This window comes from Corynebacterium glyciniphilum AJ 3170 (assembly GCF_007673095.1).
Classification (GTDB): Bacteria; Actinomycetota; Actinomycetes; order Mycobacteriales; family Mycobacteriaceae; genus Corynebacterium.
Map to the genome: position 1 here is coordinate 91,570 of NZ_VDYZ01000001.1, position 21,121 is coordinate 112,690.

General features: G+C 66.6%; 19 protein-coding genes. 16 read left to right on the forward strand and 3 right to left on the reverse strand.

Annotation, left to right across the window (positions count from 1 at the left end):
• Positions 1–14: 14 nt before the first annotated feature.
• Positions 15–1,772 (forward strand): proline--tRNA ligase, encoded by a 1,758-nt coding sequence (locus tag FS507_RS00435; RefSeq protein WP_145940900.1) that lies wholly within the window; start codon positions 15–17, stop codon positions 1,770–1,772.
• Between the two features lie 106 nt (positions 1,773–1,878).
• Positions 1,879–2,085, forward strand: a complete 207-nt coding sequence (locus tag FS507_RS18390; protein WP_260853110.1) for a hypothetical protein — start codon at positions 1,879–1,881, stop codon at positions 2,083–2,085.
• Here the strand turns inward: FS507_RS18390 and FS507_RS00445 are convergent.
• Entirely contained in the window at positions 2,011–2,976 is a 966-nt protein-coding gene (locus FS507_RS00445) for a hypothetical protein (RefSeq protein ID WP_260853073.1), read from the reverse strand. The genes FS507_RS18390 and FS507_RS00445 overlap by 75 nt on opposite strands.
• Positions 2,977–3,018: 42 nt before the next feature.
• On the opposite strand from FS507_RS00445, the gene rimP reads away from it, so the two are divergent.
• The 8 genes from rimP (at position 3,019) to FS507_RS00485 (ending at position 11,848) form a co-directional block, all read left to right on the forward strand.
• The gene (gene rimP, locus FS507_RS00450; protein ID WP_145940902.1) at positions 3,019–3,576 is read left to right on the forward strand and encodes a ribosome maturation factor RimP; all 558 of its coding nucleotides are present in this window, start codon (positions 3,019–3,021) and stop codon (positions 3,574–3,576) included.
• Positions 3,573–4,622, forward strand: coding sequence for a transcription termination factor NusA (gene nusA, locus FS507_RS00455; protein ID WP_145940903.1), 1,050 nt, complete (start codon positions 3,573–3,575; stop codon positions 4,620–4,622). The genes rimP and nusA overlap by 4 nt, the downstream gene beginning before the upstream one ends.
• 184 nt (positions 4,623–4,806) lie before the next feature.
• The gene (locus FS507_RS00460) at positions 4,807–5,208 is read left to right on the forward strand and encodes a YlxR family protein (RefSeq protein WP_145940904.1); all 402 of its coding nucleotides are present in this window, start codon (positions 4,807–4,809) and stop codon (positions 5,206–5,208) included.
• Positions 5,209–5,333: 125 nt separating this feature from the next.
• Positions 5,334–8,237 (forward strand): translation initiation factor IF-2, encoded by a 2,904-nt coding sequence (gene infB, locus FS507_RS00465; protein WP_145940905.1) that lies wholly within the window; start codon positions 5,334–5,336, stop codon positions 8,235–8,237.
• 152 nt (positions 8,238–8,389) lie between these two features.
• Positions 8,390–8,836 (forward strand): 30S ribosome-binding factor RbfA, encoded by a 447-nt coding sequence (rbfA, locus tag FS507_RS00470; protein ID WP_145940906.1) that lies wholly within the window; start codon positions 8,390–8,392, stop codon positions 8,834–8,836.
• Entirely contained in the window at positions 8,833–10,173 is a 1,341-nt protein-coding gene (locus FS507_RS00475) for an MATE family efflux transporter (RefSeq protein WP_260853074.1), read from the forward strand. Before rbfA ends, FS507_RS00475 begins: the two co-directional genes overlap by 4 nt.
• Positions 10,174–10,223: 50 nt before the next feature.
• A complete protein-coding gene (locus tag FS507_RS00480; RefSeq protein ID WP_145940907.1) occupies positions 10,224–11,105 on the forward strand; it encodes a metallophosphoesterase family protein in 882 nt (293 codons plus the stop codon).
• Entirely contained in the window at positions 11,102–11,848 is a 747-nt protein-coding gene (locus FS507_RS00485) for a 4'-phosphopantetheinyl transferase family protein (RefSeq protein WP_145940908.1), read from the forward strand. Before FS507_RS00480 ends, FS507_RS00485 begins: the two co-directional genes overlap by 4 nt.
• Before the next feature lie 26 nt (positions 11,849–11,874).
• Here FS507_RS00485 and FS507_RS00490 read toward each other — a convergent pair whose 3' ends face one another.
• Positions 11,875–12,666 (reverse strand): L-threonylcarbamoyladenylate synthase, encoded by a 792-nt coding sequence (locus FS507_RS00490; protein ID WP_145940909.1) that lies wholly within the window; start codon positions 12,664–12,666, stop codon positions 11,875–11,877.
• 274 nt (positions 12,667–12,940) lie between these two features.
• Between FS507_RS00490 and FS507_RS00495 the strand changes: the two genes are divergently transcribed.
• The gene (locus FS507_RS00495) at positions 12,941–14,323 is read left to right on the forward strand and encodes an MmgE/PrpD family protein (RefSeq protein ID WP_145940910.1); all 1,383 of its coding nucleotides are present in this window, start codon (positions 12,941–12,943) and stop codon (positions 14,321–14,323) included.
• A gap of 30 nt (positions 14,324–14,353) precedes the next feature.
• Here FS507_RS00495 and truB read toward each other — a convergent pair whose 3' ends face one another.
• Positions 14,354–15,310 carry a tRNA pseudouridine(55) synthase TruB gene (truB, locus tag FS507_RS00500; protein ID WP_186314499.1) on the reverse strand — a complete coding sequence of 319 codons (957 nt, stop codon included), beginning with the start codon at positions 15,308–15,310 and terminating at the stop codon, positions 14,354–14,356.
• Positions 15,311–15,356: 46 nt separating this feature from the next.
• On the opposite strand from truB, the gene FS507_RS00505 reads away from it, so the two are divergent.
• The 5 genes from FS507_RS00505 (at position 15,357) to thyX (ending at position 21,072) form a co-directional block, all read left to right on the forward strand.
• On the forward strand, positions 15,357–16,355 hold the full coding sequence (locus FS507_RS00505) for a bifunctional riboflavin kinase/FAD synthetase (protein WP_186314500.1): 999 nt from the start codon (positions 15,357–15,359) through the stop codon (positions 16,353–16,355).
• Between the two features lie 111 nt (positions 16,356–16,466).
• Positions 16,467–16,736: a 30S ribosomal protein S15 gene (gene rpsO, locus FS507_RS00510; RefSeq protein ID WP_038548233.1), complete on the forward strand. Its 270-nt coding sequence runs from the start codon at positions 16,467–16,469 to the stop codon at positions 16,734–16,736.
• Positions 16,737–17,197: 461 nt separating this feature from the next.
• Complete coding sequence (locus tag FS507_RS00515) at positions 17,198–19,432, forward strand: polyribonucleotide nucleotidyltransferase (RefSeq protein WP_145941132.1); 2,235 nt, start codon at positions 17,198–17,200, stop codon at positions 19,430–19,432.
• 59 nt (positions 19,433–19,491) lie between these two features.
• Positions 19,492–20,259, forward strand: coding sequence for a 4-hydroxy-tetrahydrodipicolinate reductase (gene dapB, locus FS507_RS00520; protein WP_145940912.1), 768 nt, complete (start codon positions 19,492–19,494; stop codon positions 20,257–20,259).
• 54 nt (positions 20,260–20,313) lie between these two features.
• Positions 20,314–21,072 carry an FAD-dependent thymidylate synthase gene (thyX, locus tag FS507_RS00525; RefSeq protein WP_145940913.1) on the forward strand — a complete coding sequence of 253 codons (759 nt, stop codon included), beginning with the start codon at positions 20,314–20,316 and terminating at the stop codon, positions 21,070–21,072.
• The last annotated feature ends 49 nt before the right edge of the window (positions 21,073–21,121 follow it).

Consider the following 21,121-nt stretch of genomic DNA (forward strand, 5'->3'; position numbering starts at 1 on the left):
CTAGAGTACCGGTCATGATCACCCGGATGTCGTCTCTTTTCCTGCGCACGCTGCGCGATGATCCCGCCGATGCGGAGGTCCCCAGCCACAAGCTTCTCGTTCGTGCGGGGTATATCCGGCGGGCGGCTCCGGGCGTGTACTCGTGGCTGCCGCTGGGGCTGCGGGTGCTGCGCAACGTGGAGAAGGTCGTGCGCGAGGAGATGGGCGCCATCGGCGCCCAGGAGATCAGTCTGCCGGCTCTGCTGCCACGGGAGCCGTATGAGACGACGGGGCGCTGGACGGAGTACGGCGACGCGTTGTTCCGTCTCAAGGACCGCAAGGGGCAGGACTACCTTCTCGGCCCGACCCACGAGGAGTTGTTCGCGTCGCTGGTCAAGGGGGAGTACAGCTCCTACAAGGACTTCCCCGTCACCCTCTTCCAGATCCAGACGAAGTACCGGGACGAGGAGCGCCCCCGTGCGGGCATCCTGCGGGGGCGCGAGTTCATCATGAAGGACTCCTACTCCTTCACGATGGACGACGAAGGGCTCGAGGAGGCTTACCAGGCACACCGGCGTGCCTATCAGGCCGTCTTCGACCGGCTCGGAGTGGAGTACGCGATCTGCGCCGCCACGTCCGGAGCCATGGGTGGGTCGGCTTCCGAGGAGTTCCTCGCGGTCTCTGCGAACGGTGAAGACACGTTCGTGCGTGCGTCCGAGGGGAACTACGCCGCCAATGTCGAGGCCGTGGTCACACCCCACCCTGAGACGAGGCCGGTCGAGGGTCTGCCGGAGGCGACGGTCTACGAGACCCCGGACGCGCCGACGATGGACACACTGGTGGAGTGGGCGAGGTCTGAAGGCATTACCGTGGACGGCCGCGACGTCGAGCTCGCGGACACGCTCAAGTGCCTGGTCGTCAAGGTGACCGAACCCGGCGGTGAGCCGGAGTTGACGGGTATCCTGCTGCCGGGGGACCGCGAGGCCGACATGAAGCGGTTGGAGGCGTCGCTGGAACCGGCGACGGTGGAGCTCGCCGAGGACAAGGACTTCGAGGCCAACCCGTTCCTGGCCAAGGGGTACGTGGGCCCGAAGGGGCTGGCGGACAACGACGTGCGGGTACTCGCGGATCCGCGCATCGTGACCGGCACGTCCTGGATCACAGGTGCAGACAGGAAGAACCACCACGTGGTGAACATGGTGGCCGGGCGGGACTTCACCCCGGACGGCTACATCGAGGCGGCGAACGTCCGCGAAGGTGACGCAGCCCCGGACGGGATGGGCACGCTGACCCTGGAGCGGGGCATCGAGATCGGCCACATCTTCCAGCTCGGCCGCAAGTACACCGAGGCCTTCGACATGCAGATCCTCGACGTCAACGGCAAGCGTTCGGTCCCCACCATGGGCTCCTACGGGCTGGGGGTCTCACGGCTCATCGCCGTGATGGCAGAGCAGATGCACGACGAGAAGGGACTACGGTGGCCCAGTGAGGTGGCGCCCTATGACGTCCATGTCGTCATCGCGAACAAGGACGCCGCCGCCGGCGAGGCGGCGGAGAACCTGGTCGACCGGCTGGCGGAGGCGGGGCTTGAAGTCCTCTTCGACGACCGTCCGAAGGTGAGCCCGGGTGTGAAGTTCAAGGACGCTGAACTGCTGGGCGTGCCGCTGGTGTTCGTGGTCGGCCGTGGGTTCGCCGACGGGACGGTCGAGCTGCGGAACCGCTTGACCGGTGACGTCGACAACATCGCCTACAACACCGCCGTGGATCTTTTCCTGGAGCGCCGCGGGCGGTAGAGCCCGGACACGCCTGCTAGTCTGCGTCCTGTACCAGGGGCGTCTCCGCAGGACGACCCGTGACCGGACGCGGGAGGTGAGATTCTCGGACCACGCGAACTGGAAGATGTCGCCGGAGCAGCTGCAGGAGCACCTGAAGCTACGCACCCGGGCACGACGCATCCCCGACAAGAGGAAACAGTACGACCGAAGGGCCTGCCGGAACACCCGGCGGGCCCTTCCCGCGTGCCGGGACCGTCTACTCGCCCCGGATGCTGACGGCCAGCGGATCCTCGCCCAGTGCGTCCTCCAGGGCAGCCTCGGAGCGTGCTGACACGGCACAGAGCATCGCGGCCAGGGCCCGGTCGTCGTCGCTGACCTCGTCGACGGCGTCGCGCAGGGACACGGTCACCGCGTGCACGGCGTCGAGAAGAACGGATGCGGCGGACGACGCGTCGGTGGGGGCTGTGAAGTCGTCAGGTGTGCTGTACCCGGCCTCGGCGGCGACGCCGGACGCGGGGGTCACCGTGTCGCGGATGGTCCGCATCCGGGTGCTGACTGTCGTGACGGTGTCCCGGTTCGCACCGGCGACTGGCAGCACGACCCCGGAGAGGTACACCGCCTGGTTCACCAGTTCCGTCGCCGGGGCGAGTGCGGAAGCGGTGTCCTCGGAGACGTCAGTACCACCGTCGAACCCTGCGTCGATCATGTCCTGGTCGATCGCGGGGCCGCCGGCGGAACTGTCGTCGACGGTGGCGAGTGCGGCATGCAGCCCGGTGAGTAGGACGGCGCGGTCACGTTCGCCGTCGTCGTCGGGTGCGGTGTCACTGTCGGCATCCTCGCCGTCGATGAGCCGGAGCATCCGGGACCGGACGTCCTCTACCGCCGGGGCGTCCGCGAGGGCCTCGAGAGTCTGCGCCCCGCAGTTCTCCGGGGGCTGGCCGTCCCGGTCGGTGCCGCACTGGCGGACGATCTCCCCGGAGATCGCCTCGGACTGGTCGGCGAATATCGCTGTGCCGCCGGCGACGGGTGTGCCGTCGAGGGCGTCGAGCTGCTGGACGAGCGACTCCAGGTTCTCGTCGGGCCGTGGAGGCTCTGTGGAGCAGGCGGTGACCGACGCTGCCGCGACGGAGAGCGCTGCGCCGACGGCAAGCACCCGTCGGGCGGCGGGACGACGCCGTTGCATCGCGGTGGCGGAGGCGGAGGTGGGTGAGGAGACGTGCACGGTCCCATAGTGCCATCCCCGGTCGGTGATAAGGTTCACGGCATGGCTTTCCCTTCTGAACAGGACCTTGCCGAGGTTGTCGGCCCGCTGGCCGGGGAGCTCGGCCTCGACCTTGAATCGATCACCGTGACCAGGGCGGGGGCGAAGTCCGCGGTCCGTGTGGCCGTCGACGCCGACGACCGGCCGGACCTCGACCAGCTCGAGGAGCTCAGCAAGGCGGTGTCCGAGGAACTCGACGTCCGTGAATCTTCCGGGGCACTGAACTTCGGACCGGGCTACACCTTCGAGGTGACCACACCCGGGCTGGAGACCCCGCTGACTGCGCTGCGGCATTTCCGCCGCAATGTCGGCCGCCTGGTGAACGTCGACGGGGCGCAGGTGCGTATCGCAGCAGTGGACGGGGACACCGACGAGGTCTGGCTGATCCGTCCGGGGGAGAAGAAGAAGGACGCCCCGCAGGTCGAGGTCCGCGGATTGGCTTCGGTGGCGGGGGCTTTGGTAGAAGTTGAGTTTTCCGAACCCCCGGCCGAACAACGTGACCTGGTGGGTCTTGATCCCGAGAAGTACCGTGCGCTACGAGCGCAGAAGGACGACAAGTGAAAATTGACCTGAGTGCCCTGACCGCCCTGGAGAACATCGAGCACGTGCGCAGAAGCGCGCTGCTGGGCGCGATCTCCGCGGCACTGCTGGACTCCTACCGCGAGCTGACCAAGGTGGACGGACCTGCCCGCGTGGAGATCGACCGTACCGACGGGACGGTCACCGTCCTGCGACTGGAGAAGGACGAGGACGGCAACACCACCGGCGAGTTCGACGACACTCCGGAGGATTTCGGTCGCGCCGCCGCGAAGGCGGTCCGGGACGCCATCCGTGGACAGATCAACATCGCCCGGGCGGACACCACGTACACGAAGTACGCGGACCTGGAGAGCACTGTGGTCTCGGGCGTGGTGAACCGTGACGCACGAGCCAACGACCGCGGTATCACCGTGGTCCACCTCGGCACCGAGGCAGACGGGCAGGACGGTCTGATCCTCGCCGCCGAGCACATGCCCGGTGAGAAGCTGGAGCACGGCGACCGGGTGAAGTGCTACGTCACCGCCGTGAACCGTGGCCAGCGTGGCGTGCAGATCCTGCTGTCCCGGACCCACCCGGAACTGGTGCGCGGACTGTTCGCTCTCGAGGTTCCCGAGGTCGCGGACGGGTCAGTGGACATCACCGCGATCGCACGGGAGGCGGGCCACCGGTCGAAGATCGCCGTGACCTCCACGGTCAACGGGCTCAATGCCAAGGGTGCCTGCATCGGTCCGCGTGGACAGCGGGTCACCGCGATCATGGAGGCACTCGGTGGAGAGAAGATCGACATCGTGGACCACTCCACCAACCCGGCGGTCTACGTCGGTAATGCGCTGGCGCCGGCGAAGGTTGTCCGGGTCGACGTCACCGACCATGACATGCAGATCGCCCGGGCCGTCGTGCCGGATCACCAGCTGTCACTGGCGATCGGCAAGGAGGGGCAGAACGCGCGTCTGGCCGCTCGGCTGACCGGGTGGAAGATCGACATCCGCCCAGAGTCCGCCCCTGATGAGGGTGCTGACGGTGCCGACGGCACTGACGGCACTGACGAAGCCCTGCCGCAGATCTGACACCGTTGTCATTCACGACCGGCCGTGCGGGCAGGTGTGGAGGACGGTGCCTCCGCCACGCTATGGCTGGTCAGGAGCATCGTCGCCCGTCCTGCAGAGATGCCTCGTCGTGGCGGTTGGCCCCGCGGGGCCGTCGCGCGTTAGACTGTGTACCGGTCTGACGACGAGGAGAAGGAGAACACGCATGTCTGATCGTGTTCCCGGCTCCCCGCCGGATGCGGGTCCGCTACGGACCTGCATCGCCACCCGTCAGGTTCACCCGGCGACGGCGCTGTTGCGCTGTGTCGTCGAGAGGAACAATGAGGGTGGAGGATCGGGGTCGGTACGTGTAGTCCCCGATCCCGGACGGCGCCTGCCCGGTCGTGGTGCGTGGATCACCGCGACGGTCAGCGCGTATGAGACCGCCGTACAGCGTCGTGCTTTTGCGAGGGCGCTGAAAGTGCCTGTCGAGGCGGACACGGCTCCGGTCCTGGAGTATCTCCGGCTCCTCGGTGAGAACCGGGGGAACGGAGCGTCGATGTCTCGGAAGGTGCCGCATCTGACCACCAGCCCGGTGGCCGAGAAGGAAAAGGAAACCGATTACTGATGAGCGCACGATGAAGCAGCATCAGCGATGAGTGTCCAACTGACCTGGAGTCGTACGTAGTCGTCCTCGTGGAATGAAGAACCACGGGTGGCCGGCCTGCGACTCCACCATTACGAAGGAGAGCAGTGCCCGGAAAGCTACGTGTCCATGAGCTTGCGAAGCAGCTCGGAACGACAAGCAAGGAACTTCTCGCCACGCTCAAGGAGCAGGGTGAGTTCGTGAAGTCGGCGTCCTCGACGGTGGAACCGCCGGTCGTCAAGAAAATGAAGAACCACTACGGAGCGGGTGCGGAGTCCAAGAAGGACGACGCCGCGCTTCCGGACCTGAGCGGTCAGCCGACCGCCCAGGCATCCAGCTCTACCGCGACGACGGCCGAGCCGGCCGGCTCAACCCCCGGCGCAGCGAAGCCGGGTCCGAAGCCCGGTGCCGCGAAGCCGGGGGCAGCCAAGCCCGGTGCCTCGGCCCGGCCCGGCCCCGCCAAGACATCGGCCAAGCCCGGTGCGTCCGCCAAGCCGACGCCTGCCGATGCACGCCCGTCCACCACCGCGGCTGCGTCGCCGGCGGCAGCCGAGAAGGCCGCGCCGAGCCCGAAGCCGCAGGCTGACCGCCCGAAGCCGGGTGCGGCGAAGCCTGCCGCGAAGTCCGCCCCGCAGGACGCGCCGTCCTCGAAGCCGGGCCCGCGTCCCGGCCCGAAGCCCGGTGCTGCCCGTCCGGGTGCCAAGCCGGGTCCGAAGCCCGGTGGCCGCGCACCCCGTGTCGCCAACAACCCGTTCTCCTCCGGGACCGAACGGCCGTCCCCGCGTCCCCAGGGTGGTCAGGGCGGACAGGGCGGTAAGTCTGACATGCCGCGCCCCGGCGGTTCAGCAGGACGCCCGTCCCCGCGTCCGGGTGGTAGTGGCGCGGCGAAACCGGGCGGACGTCGTCCGAGCCCCGCGTCGATGCCCAGTCACCCCAGCCCCGGGCAGATGCCGGCGAAGGCCAGCACCGGTGGTGGCGGCGGCCGTGGCCGTGGTGGCCAGGGCGGTCCCGGTACCGGTGGTCCGGGAGGCCCCCGTGGTGGTCGCGGCGGACGTCGTGGCGGTACCGCAGGTGCCTTCGGTCGTCCCGGTGGCGCACCTCGTCGTGGGCGTAAGTCGAAGCGGCAGAAGCGTAACGAGTACGAGGCGATGCAGGCTCCGAGTGTCGTCGGTGGTGTCAAGCTGCCGAACGGCAAGGGCGCCAAGATCCGTCTGCGTCGTGGTGCGTCGCTGTCGGACTTCGCCGAGAAGATCAACGCCGATCCGGCTGCGCTGGTGCAGGCGATGTTCAACCTCGGTGAGATGGTCACCGCGACCGCGTCTGTCCCGGACGACACCCTGAAGCTGCTCGGTGACGAGATGGCCTACACCGTCGAGGTCGTCTCCCCCGAGGACGAGGACCGTGAGCTGCTGGAGTCGTTCGACCTGCAGTTCGGTGAGGATGTCGGTGGTCAGGACGACCTGCAGCACCGGCCGCCGGTGGTCACCGTCATGGGTCACGTCGACCACGGTAAGACCCGCCTGCTCGACACCATCCGCAAGACGAACGTCGGCGGTGGCGAGGCCGGTGGCATCACCCAGCACATCGGTGCCTACCAGGTGCCGGTCGAGGTCAACGAGGAAGAGCGCCTGCTGACGCTGCTCGACACCCCCGGTCACGAGGCGTTCACCGCCATGCGTGCCCGTGGTGCCAAGGCGACGGATATCGCGATCCTGGTTGTCGCCGCGGACGACGGCGTCATGCCGCAGACCGTGGAGGCGATCAACCACGCCAAGGCGGCCGACGTCCCGGTCGTGGTCGCGGTGAACAAGATCGACAAGGAGGGCGCGTCCCCGGACAAGATCCGTGGTCAGCTCACCGAGTACGGCCTGGTCCCCGAGGAGTACGGCGGCGAGACCATGTTCGTCGACATCTCGGCGAAGCAGGGCACGAACATCGAGAGCCTCCTCGAGGCCGTGGTGCTCACCGCCGATGCGTCGCTGGAGCTCGTCGCCAACCCCGACATGCCCGCCCAGGGTGTGGCCATCGAGGCACACCTCGACCGTGGACGTGGCCCGGTGGCCAACGTCATCATCCAGCGCGGTACCCTGCGCGTCGGTGACTCGATCGTCGTCGGTGACGCCCACGGACGTGTGCGTCGTATGGTCGACGAGCACGGTGAGGACGTCAAGGAGGCAGGTCCCTCGATGCCGGTGCAGGTCCTCGGACTCACCAGCGTCTCGGGTGCCGGTGACAACCTGCTCGCCGTGGACGATGACCGGACCGCCCGGCAGATCGCCGACCAGCGCAACGCCCGTCGCCGTAACGCCATGCAGGCCCGTTCCCGCAAACGGATCAGCCTCGAGGACCTGGACAAGGTGCTCAAGGAGACCAGCCAGCTCAACCTCATCCTCAAGGGCGACAACGCCGGTACGGTCGAGGCGCTGGAGGATTCGTTGTTGCAGATCGACGTCGACGACGAGGTCAGCCTGAACATCATCGACCGTGGCGTGGGTGCCGTCACCCAGACCAACGTCGACCTGGCTGCCGCGTCCGACGCGATCATCATCGGCTTCAACGTCCGCGCAGAGGGTAAGGCCACTGAGGTCGCCAACTCCGAGGGCGTCGAGATCCGCTACTACTCGGTCATCTACGATGCGATCGACGAGGTCGAGCAGGCGCTCAAGGGCATGCTCAAGCCGGTGTACGAGGAGCGGGAGATCGGCACCGCCGAGATCCGTCAGCTGTTCAAGGCTTCGGCTGTCGGCCTGATCGCCGGTTCGATGGTCCAGACCGGGAAGATGCGCCGCAATGCGCAGGTGCGCCTCATCCGCGACGGCAGTGTCGTCACGGAGAAGGCCACGATCGAGTCGCTGCGACGTGAGAAGGACGACGTCACCGAGGTCAACCACGGCTACGAGTGCGGTATGGTCCTGTCCTACCCGGACATCCAGGTCGGGGACACGATCCAGGCGTACGAGCTCGTCGAGGTTCCGCGCGACCAGGTGAAGAAGGACGGCAAGGACAGCTAGAACAGCTAGAGGTCCTTTCCACCCGGCCCCGCCACCCCGGTGCCGGGGGACGTATGAAGATATGTCCCCCGGCACCGGGGTGTCGCTGTGTCTGCGGCTAGAATCATCGTCGGGAAGCTCGACCACACCAACAATCAGAAGGGGTGCCACCGATGGCAGACCACGCCCGCGCCGCCCGTATGGCCAAGCGCATCATGACCATTGTCGCGTCGGCGATCGAGCGCGACGTGAAGGACCCGCGGCTGGAGTTCGTCACCGTGACGGACTGCCGGGTCACCGGCGACCTGCATGACGCCACGGTGTTCTACACCGTGCGTGGTCGGACGGTGGAGGAGGAGCCCGACACGGAGGCTGCGGCTGAGGCTCTCCACCGTGCCCGCGGGCAGCTCCGGAAGACCGTCGGCGATCAGCTCTCCGTCCGGTTCACTCCGACGCTGCGGTTCGAGCTGGACACCGTTCCGGAGGCGTCCGCCCACCTGGAGGAGCTGCTGGCCAAGGCCCGCGACATCGATTCCAGGGTGCGGGCCCAGGCGGAAGGCGCGACCCCGGCGGGGGAGGCGGATCCGTACCGCTCACCCGCGGACGAGACAGAGGAGTGAGTGCGGCACCTCCTGCCGGTGTGAGGGCGGACACCCGGACCATTCTCGGTCTGGCGTGGCCCGCCCTCGCGGTCTTAGCGGCGACCCCGCTGTACCTGCTGTGGGACACCGCGGTGGTCGGACGGCTCGGTGCCACGGACCTGGCCGCCCTGGCGGCGGGCGCGACCGTGCTGGCCCAGGTCACCGTGCAGCTGACCTTCCTGTCGTACGGGACGACGGCCCGTGCGGCGCGTAAGTACGGCGCAGGGGACAGCGCGGGAGCTGTCGCCGAGGGCGTCCAGGCTTCCTGGGTCGCCGTCGGTGTGGGGGCCGTCCTTGCGGTCCTGGTCGCGGTCTTCGCCACGCCGGTGACGGGCTGGTTGACCGGTGGATCCGCCGACGGTGGATCCGTGGTCGCTGACGAAGCGGCCTCCTGGTTGCGGGTGACATCGCTGTCGGTGATCCCGGCGTTGCTGACGATGGCCGGCAACGGGTGGCTGCGTGGCGTGGCCAACACCCGCGCACCGCTGTACTTCACGCTGGCCGGTGTCGTGCCGATGGTGGTGACGGTCCCGTGGGCCGTGGACCGCTACGGCCTGGTCGGTTCGGCGTACGCCAATGTGCTCGGTGAGCTGATCACCGCGACGTGTTTCGTGGTGGCGGTCATCGTGACCTGGCGCAAGGTCGGCGACGGCCGGTCCCTGCGGCCCAGCTGGGCGGTCATCCGCCCCCAGTTGTCGATGGGCCGTGACCTCATCTTGAGGTCGATGAGTTTCCAGGTCGCCTTCATCTCCGCCGCAGCGGTCGCCGGTCGGATGGGGGACGCCTCCCTCGCCGCCCACCAGGTGATGCTGCAACTGTGGAACTTCCTGACGCTGGTACTGGACTCGGTTGCGGTCGCGGCCCAGACCCTGGTCGGGGCGGCGTTGGGTTCTGCGTCGGTGCGGGCGGCCTGGCAGGTCGGCCACCGCGTTCTGCGTTTCTCCGTGGGGGCCGGCCTGGCCCTCGCCGCCCTGTTGGCGGCCGGCGCGTTCTTCATCCCGGGGGTCTTCACCGCCGATGAGACGGTGTTGTCGACGATGTGGGGTCCATGGTGGATCCTCGTGACGATGGTCGGGCTCGGCGGTGTCGTCTTCGCGATCGACGGCGTCCTGCTGGGTGCGGGGGATGTAGCGTTCCTCCGGACCGCCTCGATTGTCTCGGTGCTGGCAGGTTTCCTCCCGGGCGTGTGGCTGTCCTGGATCTTCGATCTGGGGCTTACCGGGGTCTGGTGCGGTCTGCTCGCTTTCATCGTGATCCGGTTGGCCGCGGTGGTATGGCGCTACAGGAGTGGACGGTGGGTCCGCACCGGAGACTGATTTCTGTTTCAGAAGTGACGTATGTGGTTGAAGTGACTAGAGTGGCGTAAATGGTGAGTGGGAGCGACGTGGAAGAGAGTGCCGAGACAGACACCGGCGTGCAGCGCCGGACGCTGTGGGCGGTCTCGGACCTGCACGTGGCGGCCCGCGGCAACCGGGAACTCGTCGAACGCACCGTACGCCCGGAGAACCCCGGTGACTGGCTGATCGTGGCCGGCGATGTCGCGGAACGCACGTCCACGATCCTTGAGACCCTCCGCTCGTTGTCGGAGAAGTTCGCCCAGGTCATCTGGGTCCCCGGCAACCATGAGCTGTTCTCCCGGTCGTCCGATGAGGTGCATGCGGCACAGAAGTACGATGAACTGGTCAAAGGCTGCCAGTCGATCGGCGTGCTCACCCCTGAGGACCCGTACCCGAGGTTCGCCGGACGCACCATCGTGCCGATGTTCACGCTGTACGACCATTCGTGGCGGGACCCGCTGATCACGGTGGAGCGGGCCCTCTCCGCGGCGGAGGGCAACGGCGTGGTGTTCACCGACCAGGTCGCGATCGCCCCCTATGTCGACGTTCCGCTCTGGTGCCAACGTCGCCTGGGATACACTGTGCGTCGACTGTCGAAGGTGTCGGGGCCGACGGTGCTGGTCAACCACTGGCCGTTGGTGCGTGAGGTCACTGCGCGGCTCCGGCTGCCGGAAGTCGCGTTGTGGTCGGGGAGCCGGCATACACAGGACTGGCCGGTGCGCTTCGGTGCGGAGACGGTGATTTACGGGCACCTGCACATCCCGGTCGTGACCGAGGTGGACGGTGTCCGCCATGTCGAGGTGTCGCTGGGCTACCCACGGGAACGTGAGCGGACCCTCGACCAGCGCCGCGAACGGAACCTCTGGCCGTATCCGGTGCTGACCGAGTCAGCCGGAGAGGAAGCGGGATGATCATCTCAGCACCGTATGTCGCTGTGGGGTTCGGTGACACTGACCGGACTCCGGTCGTTCCCCGCGACCTCATCCCCGCCGACGCCGGCCTGGTGGAGTACCACCCGGGGCGGGTCATCGACCTGACCCACTACGACGAGCTCGACGAGGAGGAGAGACGAATCGTCGGCGCGGCAGTGGATTCCCGCAAAGCCGAGTTCGGCGACGGTCGGTGGTGTGCTCACCGCGCGCTGCGCGGTCTGGGGATCGACGGCCCCATCCTGCGCGGTGACAAGGGACGGCCTCTGTTTCCGGGGCCGGTCACCGGCACCATCTCGCACACCCGGGGCCTGCGCGTCGCACTCGTCGGCCGGACGGACCGGTGGCGCAGCCTGGGTCTGGATGTGGAGGTCGCACAGCGACTGCCGGACGGTGTGTTGTCGGCCGTCAGTTCCCCGCTGGAACGCCGGTCGCTCCAACGCGCGGCGCAACGGGCACCGGGGCGTTCACTGGGCACGGTGCTGTTCAGCGCGAAGGAAGCGGTCTACAAGGCGTGGTTTCCTCTGGTCGGACGGTTCCTCGACTTCGATGAAGTCGAGCTTCACCTTGATGTGAGTCCGCGGGACGACACAACCTCCGTCGACGAGGTCGGCGGAGGTTGGCATGCCCGCGTGCTGTCCCAGCCGAGCCCGGTGCCCACCGTCGAGGGGCAGTGGGTGATCCGGGACGGTTTCGTGGTGACCGTCTGTGCGATCCCGGGGTGACACCGGCGTGGTTCAGCAGGGGTACGTCAGTAGTACCCGCCCTGGCGGAAGTCCCAGGAGTTGAACTGCTCGGCGAGGATCAGCACGATCTCGTCGTTGTAGATGCCCTTGCGGATGAGTGTGGGGCAGGGGGTGATGCCGCGTTGCCCGTTCTGCTCGGGAATCAGCGTGCCGTCGTCGTCAACCATGGAAACCATGACGCCCTGCTCGTAGCGGGTGTCGATGTTCTTGTCCGGCTGGATCGAGGCGACATAGTCATTGCCCTCGATGATCAGGTCGGCTTCGCCCGCGATCTCCTCGCCGATGCCCTCGATCAGTCCGCGGTTGCCCTGGCCGGAGGGGTTGGCCGATGACGCGAAGACCAGGCGGCGGTCCTTCTCCCACAGTTCGCGCGCGATGTTCTCGCCAGGCGTGCCGAACTTGAGCACGAAGCAACTGGTGTTGCGGGTGTCGGAGGCGAGTTCACCGGCGCCTTCCGGCATGTACTTGTCCTGGGCGCCTTCCTTCCACGGGAGGATGCAGCCCATCAGGATGTCGCGGTCCACGCAGGTCTGGTAGAACTTCTCGATCTCGGGGGTCAATTGAGCGAGTTCCTTGAGCTGCTCGATCGACCCGCACAACACGACACCGGGTTTGTTGCGCTTGCGGTGCTTGACAGCGAACTTGCGCTCCAGGCCCTCACGGTCGCTCGTGGCGATGATGTAGCCGACCTTGGTCGGGGTGACCACGATATGTCCCGGGGTACGGAGCAGGTCGACGGCCTCCTGCTGCAGTCCACCATTCCACTGGATCTGGCGGGAGTTCTCGTTCTCTGCCATGTGTTCCTCTCTGAAGTCCAACTGTTGTTCGGGTGCATCTCGGGGTGACAGCGTCTCACTGGTCGGGAGAAGCTATCTCACGTTCTGGCATTCTAGTGCACCGTTGCGGCGCCTGCTGAATCGGGGCCGGGGAGCACCGTTGCGACGTCGGTGGCCGGGTGCGATATGTCACAAAGGGTTGAACTTGGCGTCATGAGGTCCAGTATGGGAGGTGAGGCAAGCCTAATGGTCGCTGTCGTCCATTCCGGGATGCCTCAGAGGAAAGGAGCAGGTGATGACAGAAGTACAGGAACTCGCCACTTTCGTGGAAAAGGCAGATCTCAGTGACCTCAGCCCGGAAGCTCTTGAACAACTCAAGATCCGGGTGCTCGACACACTCGGAGTTGCCGTCGGTGCGCTCGACGCTGAACCGGTCAACGCGATCAGGGGGCTCCTGGAGGACCTCGGCGGGAGTGAACAGGCGACATTGATCGGCGGGGGAAAGACCTCGCCCGAGAAAGCGGCCTTCTTCAACAGTGCGCTCAGCCGCTACCTCGACTTCATGGATGCCTATCTCGCGAAAGGTGAGACCAACCACCCCTCAGACAACTTCGGGGCAGTCCTCGCCGCGGCCGAGAGCGTTGATGCCAGTGGGGCGGAGCTGCTCACCGCTTTCGCGGTGGCGTACCAGGTCCATACCCGCCTCTCGGACGTGGCACCGGTCCGCGCCCTCGGATTCGACCACACCACCCAGGGGGCCTTCGCAGCAGCGTGTTCGGCGGCCAAGGCACTCGGTCTCGAAGCTGACCAGATCGCGAATGCCGCCGCCATGGCAGGCACGGCGAATGTGGCCCTGCGTGTCACGCGCACCGGCAACCTCAGCCACTGGAAGGGGCTGGCGTACCCGCATGTCGCCAAGGAGGGGGTGTGGTCGGCATTGTTGGCGTCCCGAGGGATCACCGGGCCCGGAGAGGTCTTCGAGGGCAACAAGGGATTCAAGGATCTCGCAGGCGACTACACGCTGGACTGGTCGTCCGAGGACCTGGAGAGTGTCACCCGGACAATCATCAAGAAGTACAACGCCGAGATACATTCGCAGTCCGCATTGGAGGCCGTCCTGGATATCCGCTCCCGGGAGGGCTTCGACCCGTCGCATATCGACACTGTCAGGCTGTCCACGTTCGACGTCGCGTATTCGATCATCGGCGGCGGCGAGGAGGGGGACAAACAGACCATCCGCACCAAGGAGGAGGCGGACCACTCGCTCCCGTGGATGCTGGCCGTCGCTCTCCTCGACGGTGAACTCAATCCTGGTCAGTATGACCCGTCGCGCATCGTCGCCGAGGACGTCCAGCAGCTCATGGCCAAGGTCACGATCACGCCGGACGACGCGTTGTCCGACCGCTTCCCGGAGGAGATGCCTGCGGAAGTCACCGTCACCCTCGATGACGGGACGGAGTTCAGTGCCGAGAAATCCGCCTACGACGGATTCTTCACCCGCCCCCTGGGCTGGGACGCGGCCTGCGTGAAATTCAACGTCCTCACCGCGCCATTCGCTGACCGGGCGCTACGCGACGAGATCAGTGACATCGTCCATGACCTCGACAACCGTCAGGTCACCGACTTGACCTCCGCTCTGGGGAAGGTCTCCACCACGCGCACGGAAGGACAGTCATGACCGCCGACCCCACCGGCACGACCGGACGACTCAGTCCATTCCCGCCGGGCGTGCCACGAAGACGCTGGCTGCGCGTGTGCCTTTCTCCTCGAGGAGGGCCACGGCCCTGCCGTCAGGGGTGACGGCGGCATAGACGCCGCGCCTCCCGACCGGGGAGAGCCACTTACCCAACGACAGTGCGTCTCCGTCCGCACCGGAGACCTCACGGACCGGGAAGCAGGTCGACATCGCCTCGTCCAGGGACATCGTCAGTGCGGGGGAGGCGTCGGTGTCGTCGCGGACGGCGGAGAGCTCATCCAGCGTCCGGGCCTCGGTTACGGCGAAGGGTCCTGCGCTCGTACGCCGCAGTGCGCTCAGATGACCGCCGACACCGAGGTTCTCACCGACATCCCGTGCGATTGACCGGATGTAGGTGCCCGAAGAGCAGTGCACGCTGATGTCCGCCTCGGCGACCCGCTCCTCGCCCTCACCGTCGATCCGGATGTCGGTGACGACGAGTTCGTGGACGGTCACGGGTCGCTCGGGCAGCACGACATCCACACCCTCCCGGACGAGTTCGTGGGCCCGACGGCCGTTGACCTTGATTGAACTGACACTGCTGGGGCGTTGCATGATCTCGCCGGACTGTGTGGCGAAGGCCTCCCGGACACCGTCGACCGTCAGGGAGTCCATCGCCTCGGCAGGTGCCGTGGAGATCGTGTCGCCCTCGATGTCGTCGGTGACGGTGGCCGACCCGAAGCGGACCGTCGCGTCGTACCGTTTGTCGTGTGTCACCACGTGTGCGAGGAACTTGGTGCCGCGTTCGACTCCGACGACGAGGACGCCGGTGGCCATCGGGTCCAGGGTTCCGGAGTGCCCGACCCGTCGTGTGCCGAAGATGCGTCGACACCGTGAGACGACGTCGTGACTGGTCATTCCGGCGGGTTTGTCGACGATGACGAGACCGGACCGGGCGATGATCCCGTCGGCTGATTCTCTTCCAGGCATGGAGCACAGTCTAGGTGGTCTCCGGAAGTGTCGTAGTGTGGTGTCCGTGGATATCTGGAACGGACTGGACGAGGTTCCCTCGGACCTCCAGGGAAGCGTGGTGACGATCGGTGTCTTCGACGGAGTGCACCGTGGGCACCAGACGTTGATCGACACGGCGGTCACCAAGGCACGGGAGCTCGGTGTGCCGGCGGTGATGATGACTTTCGACCCCCACCCGACGGTGATCTTCCTGCCGAAGAGCGTCCCGCCGTTGCTTGCCACGGTCGAACAGCGGGCGGTGAGTGCCGCCCGGTACGGTATCGACGCGATGCTCGTGGTCGCCTTCGACGACGAGATCATCTCCTGGAGCCCGGAAGAGTACTTCCGGCGGGTCATCGTCGATCTCTTCAAGGCTAAGGCCGTGGTGGTGGGGGACAACTTCACCTTCGGGAGCCAGGCGTCCGGCACCTCGGAGACGATGAAGGAACTGGGGAAGCGCTACGGTGTGGACGTCACTGTCCACGGACTGCTGCGTGACGGCGACGGCACCGACGGTCACACTGTGTGTTCATCCTGGATCCGTCAGCAGCTCGCCGCGGGGAATGTCGCAGGTGCTGCAGGTGCCCTGGGGCGGAACTTCACCGTCCGAGGTGTCGTGACCAGGGGGGCAGGCAGGGGAGGTGCCGCCCTGGGGTTCCCGACGGCGAACCTGTATTTCCCGGACAGTCAGGCCCTGCCGGCGGACGGCGTCTACGCCGGGGACCTCCGTATCCTGCCGACCCAGAAAGATCCTGTCGGCGCCCTGGTCGGCGACATGCCCGTCGACGTCCACCTTCCTGCGGCGATTTCGGTCGGTACGAACCCTACGTTCGGCGACGAGACCCGTAGCGTGGAGGCATTCGTCCTGGACCATGAAGCCGACCTCTACGGCAGGAAAGTCACCGTCAGTTTCATCGACCACATCCGTGGCATGGAGAACTACGACGGACTCGATGAACTCGTCGAGGCCATCGGCAATGATGTCGAGGCCACACGGAGATTGGTGCCCCGCGAGCGGGGATGATAGTGTCATCCGGTCTGTGACTGTGGTTCGCGGTAGTCACAACGGCGCTCGCCCCAGGGCGGTACGTCCTCATTTTTCGCGCGGACTGAAACAACCATCAGGAGAATCACCATGGCTCTGACCAAGGACCAGAAGGCCGAGACCCTCAAGGAATTCGGCGTCCATGAGACCGACACCGGCTCGCCTGAGGCGCAGGTCGCGCTGATGACGGTGCGTATCCGTCAGCTGACCGAGCACCTCAAGTTCCACAAGCACGACCACCACTCCCGCCGCGGACTGCTGCTGCTGGTCGGTCGTCGCAAGAGGCTGCTGAAGTACCTGCAGGAGAACAACGTCGAGCGTTACCGTTCCCTGATCGAGCGCCTGGGTCTGCGTCGCTAGACGTCCCCAGCGCCGGCACTGACCCCGCAGACCGTCACTGACGGTGTGCGGGGTTTTGTCGTCCCAGTATTCAGAGGGCGTGTTTCAGCCGGTGGTGGTGTAGGATGATCTGCGGTAATTGTCCAGAACACTAGAATCCGTACCCGAGGCCGGCACCGACGACCGGCACAGGGACCGAAAAAGACGCAGAAGGTATACGCACCAACGTGACATCGCAGAACGAGAACGACACCCAGCCGAAGAAGGCCTCGACGAAGAAGGCACCGGCCAAGAAGACCGCTGCGAAGAAGGCACCAGCGAAGAAGACGGCTGCTGCGGGGGCGACGGGAGCTGCCAAGGCCCCGGCCAAGAAGGCTCCCGCGAAGAAGACGCAGGCGAAGAAGGCTCCCGCGAAGGCTGCTCCGGAGAAGAAGACGCCGGCGACCAAGACGCCGGTCGCGCCGACCCACACGGCTGAACTCATCGACGCCGAGTCCGGTATCTGGGAGTCCACCGCAACCCTCGACAACGGTGACTTCGGTACCCGGACGGTCTCCTTCGAGACCGGTCTGCTGGCACGCCAGGCGGACGGGGCCGTCACCGCCTACCTCGACGACGACACCATGATGCTGTCGACGACCACCGCATCGAAGAAGCCGAAGGAGAACCTCGACTTCTTCCCGCTGACGGTCGACGTCGAAGAGCGCATGTACGCCGCAGGGCGCATCCCCGGCAGCTTCTTCCGTCGCGAAGGCCGGCCCGGCACCGAAGCCATCCTGGCCTGCCGTCTGATTGACCGGCCGCTACGCCCGACCTTCGCCAAGGGAATCCGCAACGAGGTCCAGGTCGTGGTCACGGTCATGTCCATGGATCCCGACGACATGTACGACGTGGTCGCCATCAACGCCGCCTCCGCGTCCACGCAGCTCTCCGGCCTGCCGGTCTCCGGCCCGGTCGGTGGCGTCCGGATGGCCCTCGTCGTCGACGAGGACCATGCCGAAGGCCAGTGGGTGGCCTTCCCGACCCGTCAGCAGCAGGAACAGGCGGTCTTCGAACTTGTCGTCGCAGGCCGCGTCGTCGAGCCGGTCCGTAAGGGACGTGGTCGCCGCAAGCCCGTTCCCGGTGAGAACGTCGCCATCATGATGGTTGAGGCCGGGGCCACCGACTCCGTCGTCCAGCGCGTCTCAGAAGGCGCCCCGGCGCCGACGGAGGCCGTCGTCGCCCAGGGCATTGACGCCGCACGTCCCTTCATCGCTGAACTCTGCGGTGCCCAGGCGGCACTGGCCACCGCGGTCGATGCCCAGGCACGCGCTTTCGAGCTGTTCCCGCCCTTCGGCGAGGATGTGTTCGCAGCCGTCGAGTCCGAGTCCGCAGACAAGCTCTCCGGCATCATGTCCATCGCCGACAAGGCCGAGCGCGATGACGCGCTGTCCGAGGACATGGCCGCGACCGTCGAGGCGCTGGAGGACCAGTTCGAGGGCCGCATCTCCGAGATCCGCAACGCCCACAACGAGGTCACCCGCCAGCTGGTGCGGACCCGCATCCTCACTGACGGCTTCCGCATCGACGGCCGTGACGCCACGGCCATCCGCGATCTCGGCGTGATGATCGACCTGGTGCCGCGTGCACACGGTTCCGCCCTCTTCGAGCGGGGCGAGACCCAGATCCTGGGCGTGACCACACTGGACATGCTCAAGATGGAGCAGAGCATCGACAGCCTCGGTCCGGTGGACTCGAAGCGGTACATCCACCACTACAACTTCCCGCCGTACTCCACCGGTGAGACCGGACGTGTCGGATCCCCGAAGCGTCGCGAGATCGGTCACGGTGCCCTGGCCGAGCGTGCCCTGCTGCCGGTGATCCCCTCCCGCGAGGAGTTCCCGTACGCGATCCGGCAGGTGTCCGAGGCACTGAGCTCGAACGGATCGACGTCCATGGGATCAGTCTGTGCCTCCACCCTGTCGCTCTACAACGCCGGCGTGCCTCTCAAGGCTCCGGTGGCGGGCATCGCCATGGGTCTGGTCACCGGTGAAGTCGACGGCAAGGAAAGCTACGTCACCCTCACCGACATCCTCGGTGCCGAGGACGCTTTCGGCGACATGGACTTCAAGGTCGCCGGCACCGCCGACTACGTCACCGCCCTGCAGCTGGACACGAAGGTCGACGGCATTCCGTCAGACGTTCTCGTCGCTGCGTTGGCCCAGGCCCGCAGCGCGCGCCTGGAGATCCTGTCCACCATGGGTGAAGCTGTGGCAGGACCGGAGGAAATGAGCGAGTTCGCCCCGCGGATCACCACGGTCAGCGTCCCGCAGAACAAGATCGGTGAGCTCATCGGACCGAAGGGCAAGACGATCAACCAGATCACCGAGGAGACCGGTGCCAACATCTCCATCGAAGATGACGGAACAGTCTTCATCTCTGCTGCGGACGGCAAGGCAGCCGACGCAGCCGTCGACAAGGTGAACTCGATCGCCAACCCGCAGTTGCCGAAGGTCGGGGACCGGTACCTGGGCACCGTGGTGAAGACCACGGCCTTCGGTGCCTTCATCTCCCTGCTCCCGGGCAAGGACGGACTGATCCACATCTCGAACCTCGGCGGCGACCGTCGGGTCGAGAAGGTCGAGGACGAGGTCTCGGTCGGTCAGGCCCTCGAGGTCGAGATCGCCGACATCGACAACCGGGGAAAGATTTCCCTGGTCCTCGTTGACGCCAACTGACCTCTCCGGACGTCAACCGCCAGCCACACACCACCGGAATGATTCAGGAGTAGATGCACATGACGAAAGTCGGAGTTCTCGGAGCCCACGGCAGGGTCGGCACCGCCGTCGTCGCCGCCGTGGAGAAGACAGACGGTCTCGAACTGTCTGCGGCCCTCGACCACGGGGATGACCTCGCGGCGTTGGTCGACAGCGGTACCGAGGTTGTCGTCGACTTCACCGTTCCGGACGCCGTCATGGGCAACCTGGAATTCTGTGTCGCGCACGGCATCCACGCGGTCGTCGGAACCACGGGCTGGACGCCGGAACGCTATGACACGGTCCGGGGGTGGCTGGAGGACTCACCCGCGACCGGAGTCCTGGTCGCCCCGAACTTCGCCATCTCCGCGGTGCTCACGATGAAGCTCGCTGAGATCGCCGCGCCGTACTTTGATTCCGCCGAGGTCATCGAACTCCACCATCCCAACAAGAAGGATGCGCCGTCCGGGACCGCGGTGCACACCGCGGAGGGCGTGGCACGGGCCCGGCGTGCGGCAGGCCTGGGAGCGCAGCCTGACGCCACCGACCAGTCACTGGACGGTGCCCGTGGCGCCGATGTCGACGGTGTCCCGGTTCATGCGGTGCGTATGACCGGCATGGTCGCTCACGAGCAGGTCATTCTGGGTGCTGCCGGACAGACCCTGACCATCAAGCAGGATTCCTACGACCGGGAGTCCTTCGTGCCCGGCGTGCTGCTGGGCGTCGACAAGATCGCGTCGACTCCGGGGCTGACCGTCGGCCTGGAGAAGTTCCTCGGTCTCGACTCGCTCGGTACTCCCGCCGAGTAGGTCGCGCTGCCCCTCCCCAGACACCTTCGAACGACAGGGAAGCGTACACAGGCGATGCCCACCACCTCCGAGTTCTCCGCCAGGCTTGTTTCACAGACGACGTTCCTGCCTCCAGTGGATGTGCCCTGGGAGCCCTCGGAGACGGGCGGAGACGCGTCGAACCTCGTCGAGTTCGCCGGTCGCGCGTGCTACGAGACGTGGGACCGCCCCAACCCGCATACCGCGGAGAACGCCGCCTACATCCGGCACATCCTTGATGTCGGTCACCTGAGTCTGCTGGAACACGCCTCGGCCGGGGTGTACCTGCGCGGTGTCTCACGGTCATGTGCACACGAGATCATGCGGCACCGCCACTTCTCCTTCAGCCAGCTCTCACAGCGCTACGTGCCGCCGGGACAGTCGGAGGTCGTGGTCCCCGACACGATCGGCGCCGACCCCGAGATCGCCGAACTGCTGCTCCACGCCACCGATGTCGCACGGGACGCCTACGAGGAACTGCTGGAGGCGCTTGAGGCCCGGTCCACCACCGAGGCCAACTCCGTACTGCGGGCCAAGCAGGCCCGTCAGGCCGCCCGTGCGGTCCTGCCCAATGCCACTGAGACCCGTTTCGTGATGACGGGGAACATGCGTTCATGGCGCCACTTCATCGGGATGCGCGCCGCAGAGCATGCCGACCCGGAGATCCGCCGCGTCGCCGTAGAATGTCTCGGCCTGCTGCGCGGGGTCAGTCCGGAGATCTTCGATGATTTCACGGTCACTGAACTGCGCGACGGCACCATGATGGCGACCAGCCCATACGTCGCCGACATCTGACGGCCCCGGCGCGTCGCCGGGGGTCCTGGTACACATCGGGGCCCGTGGG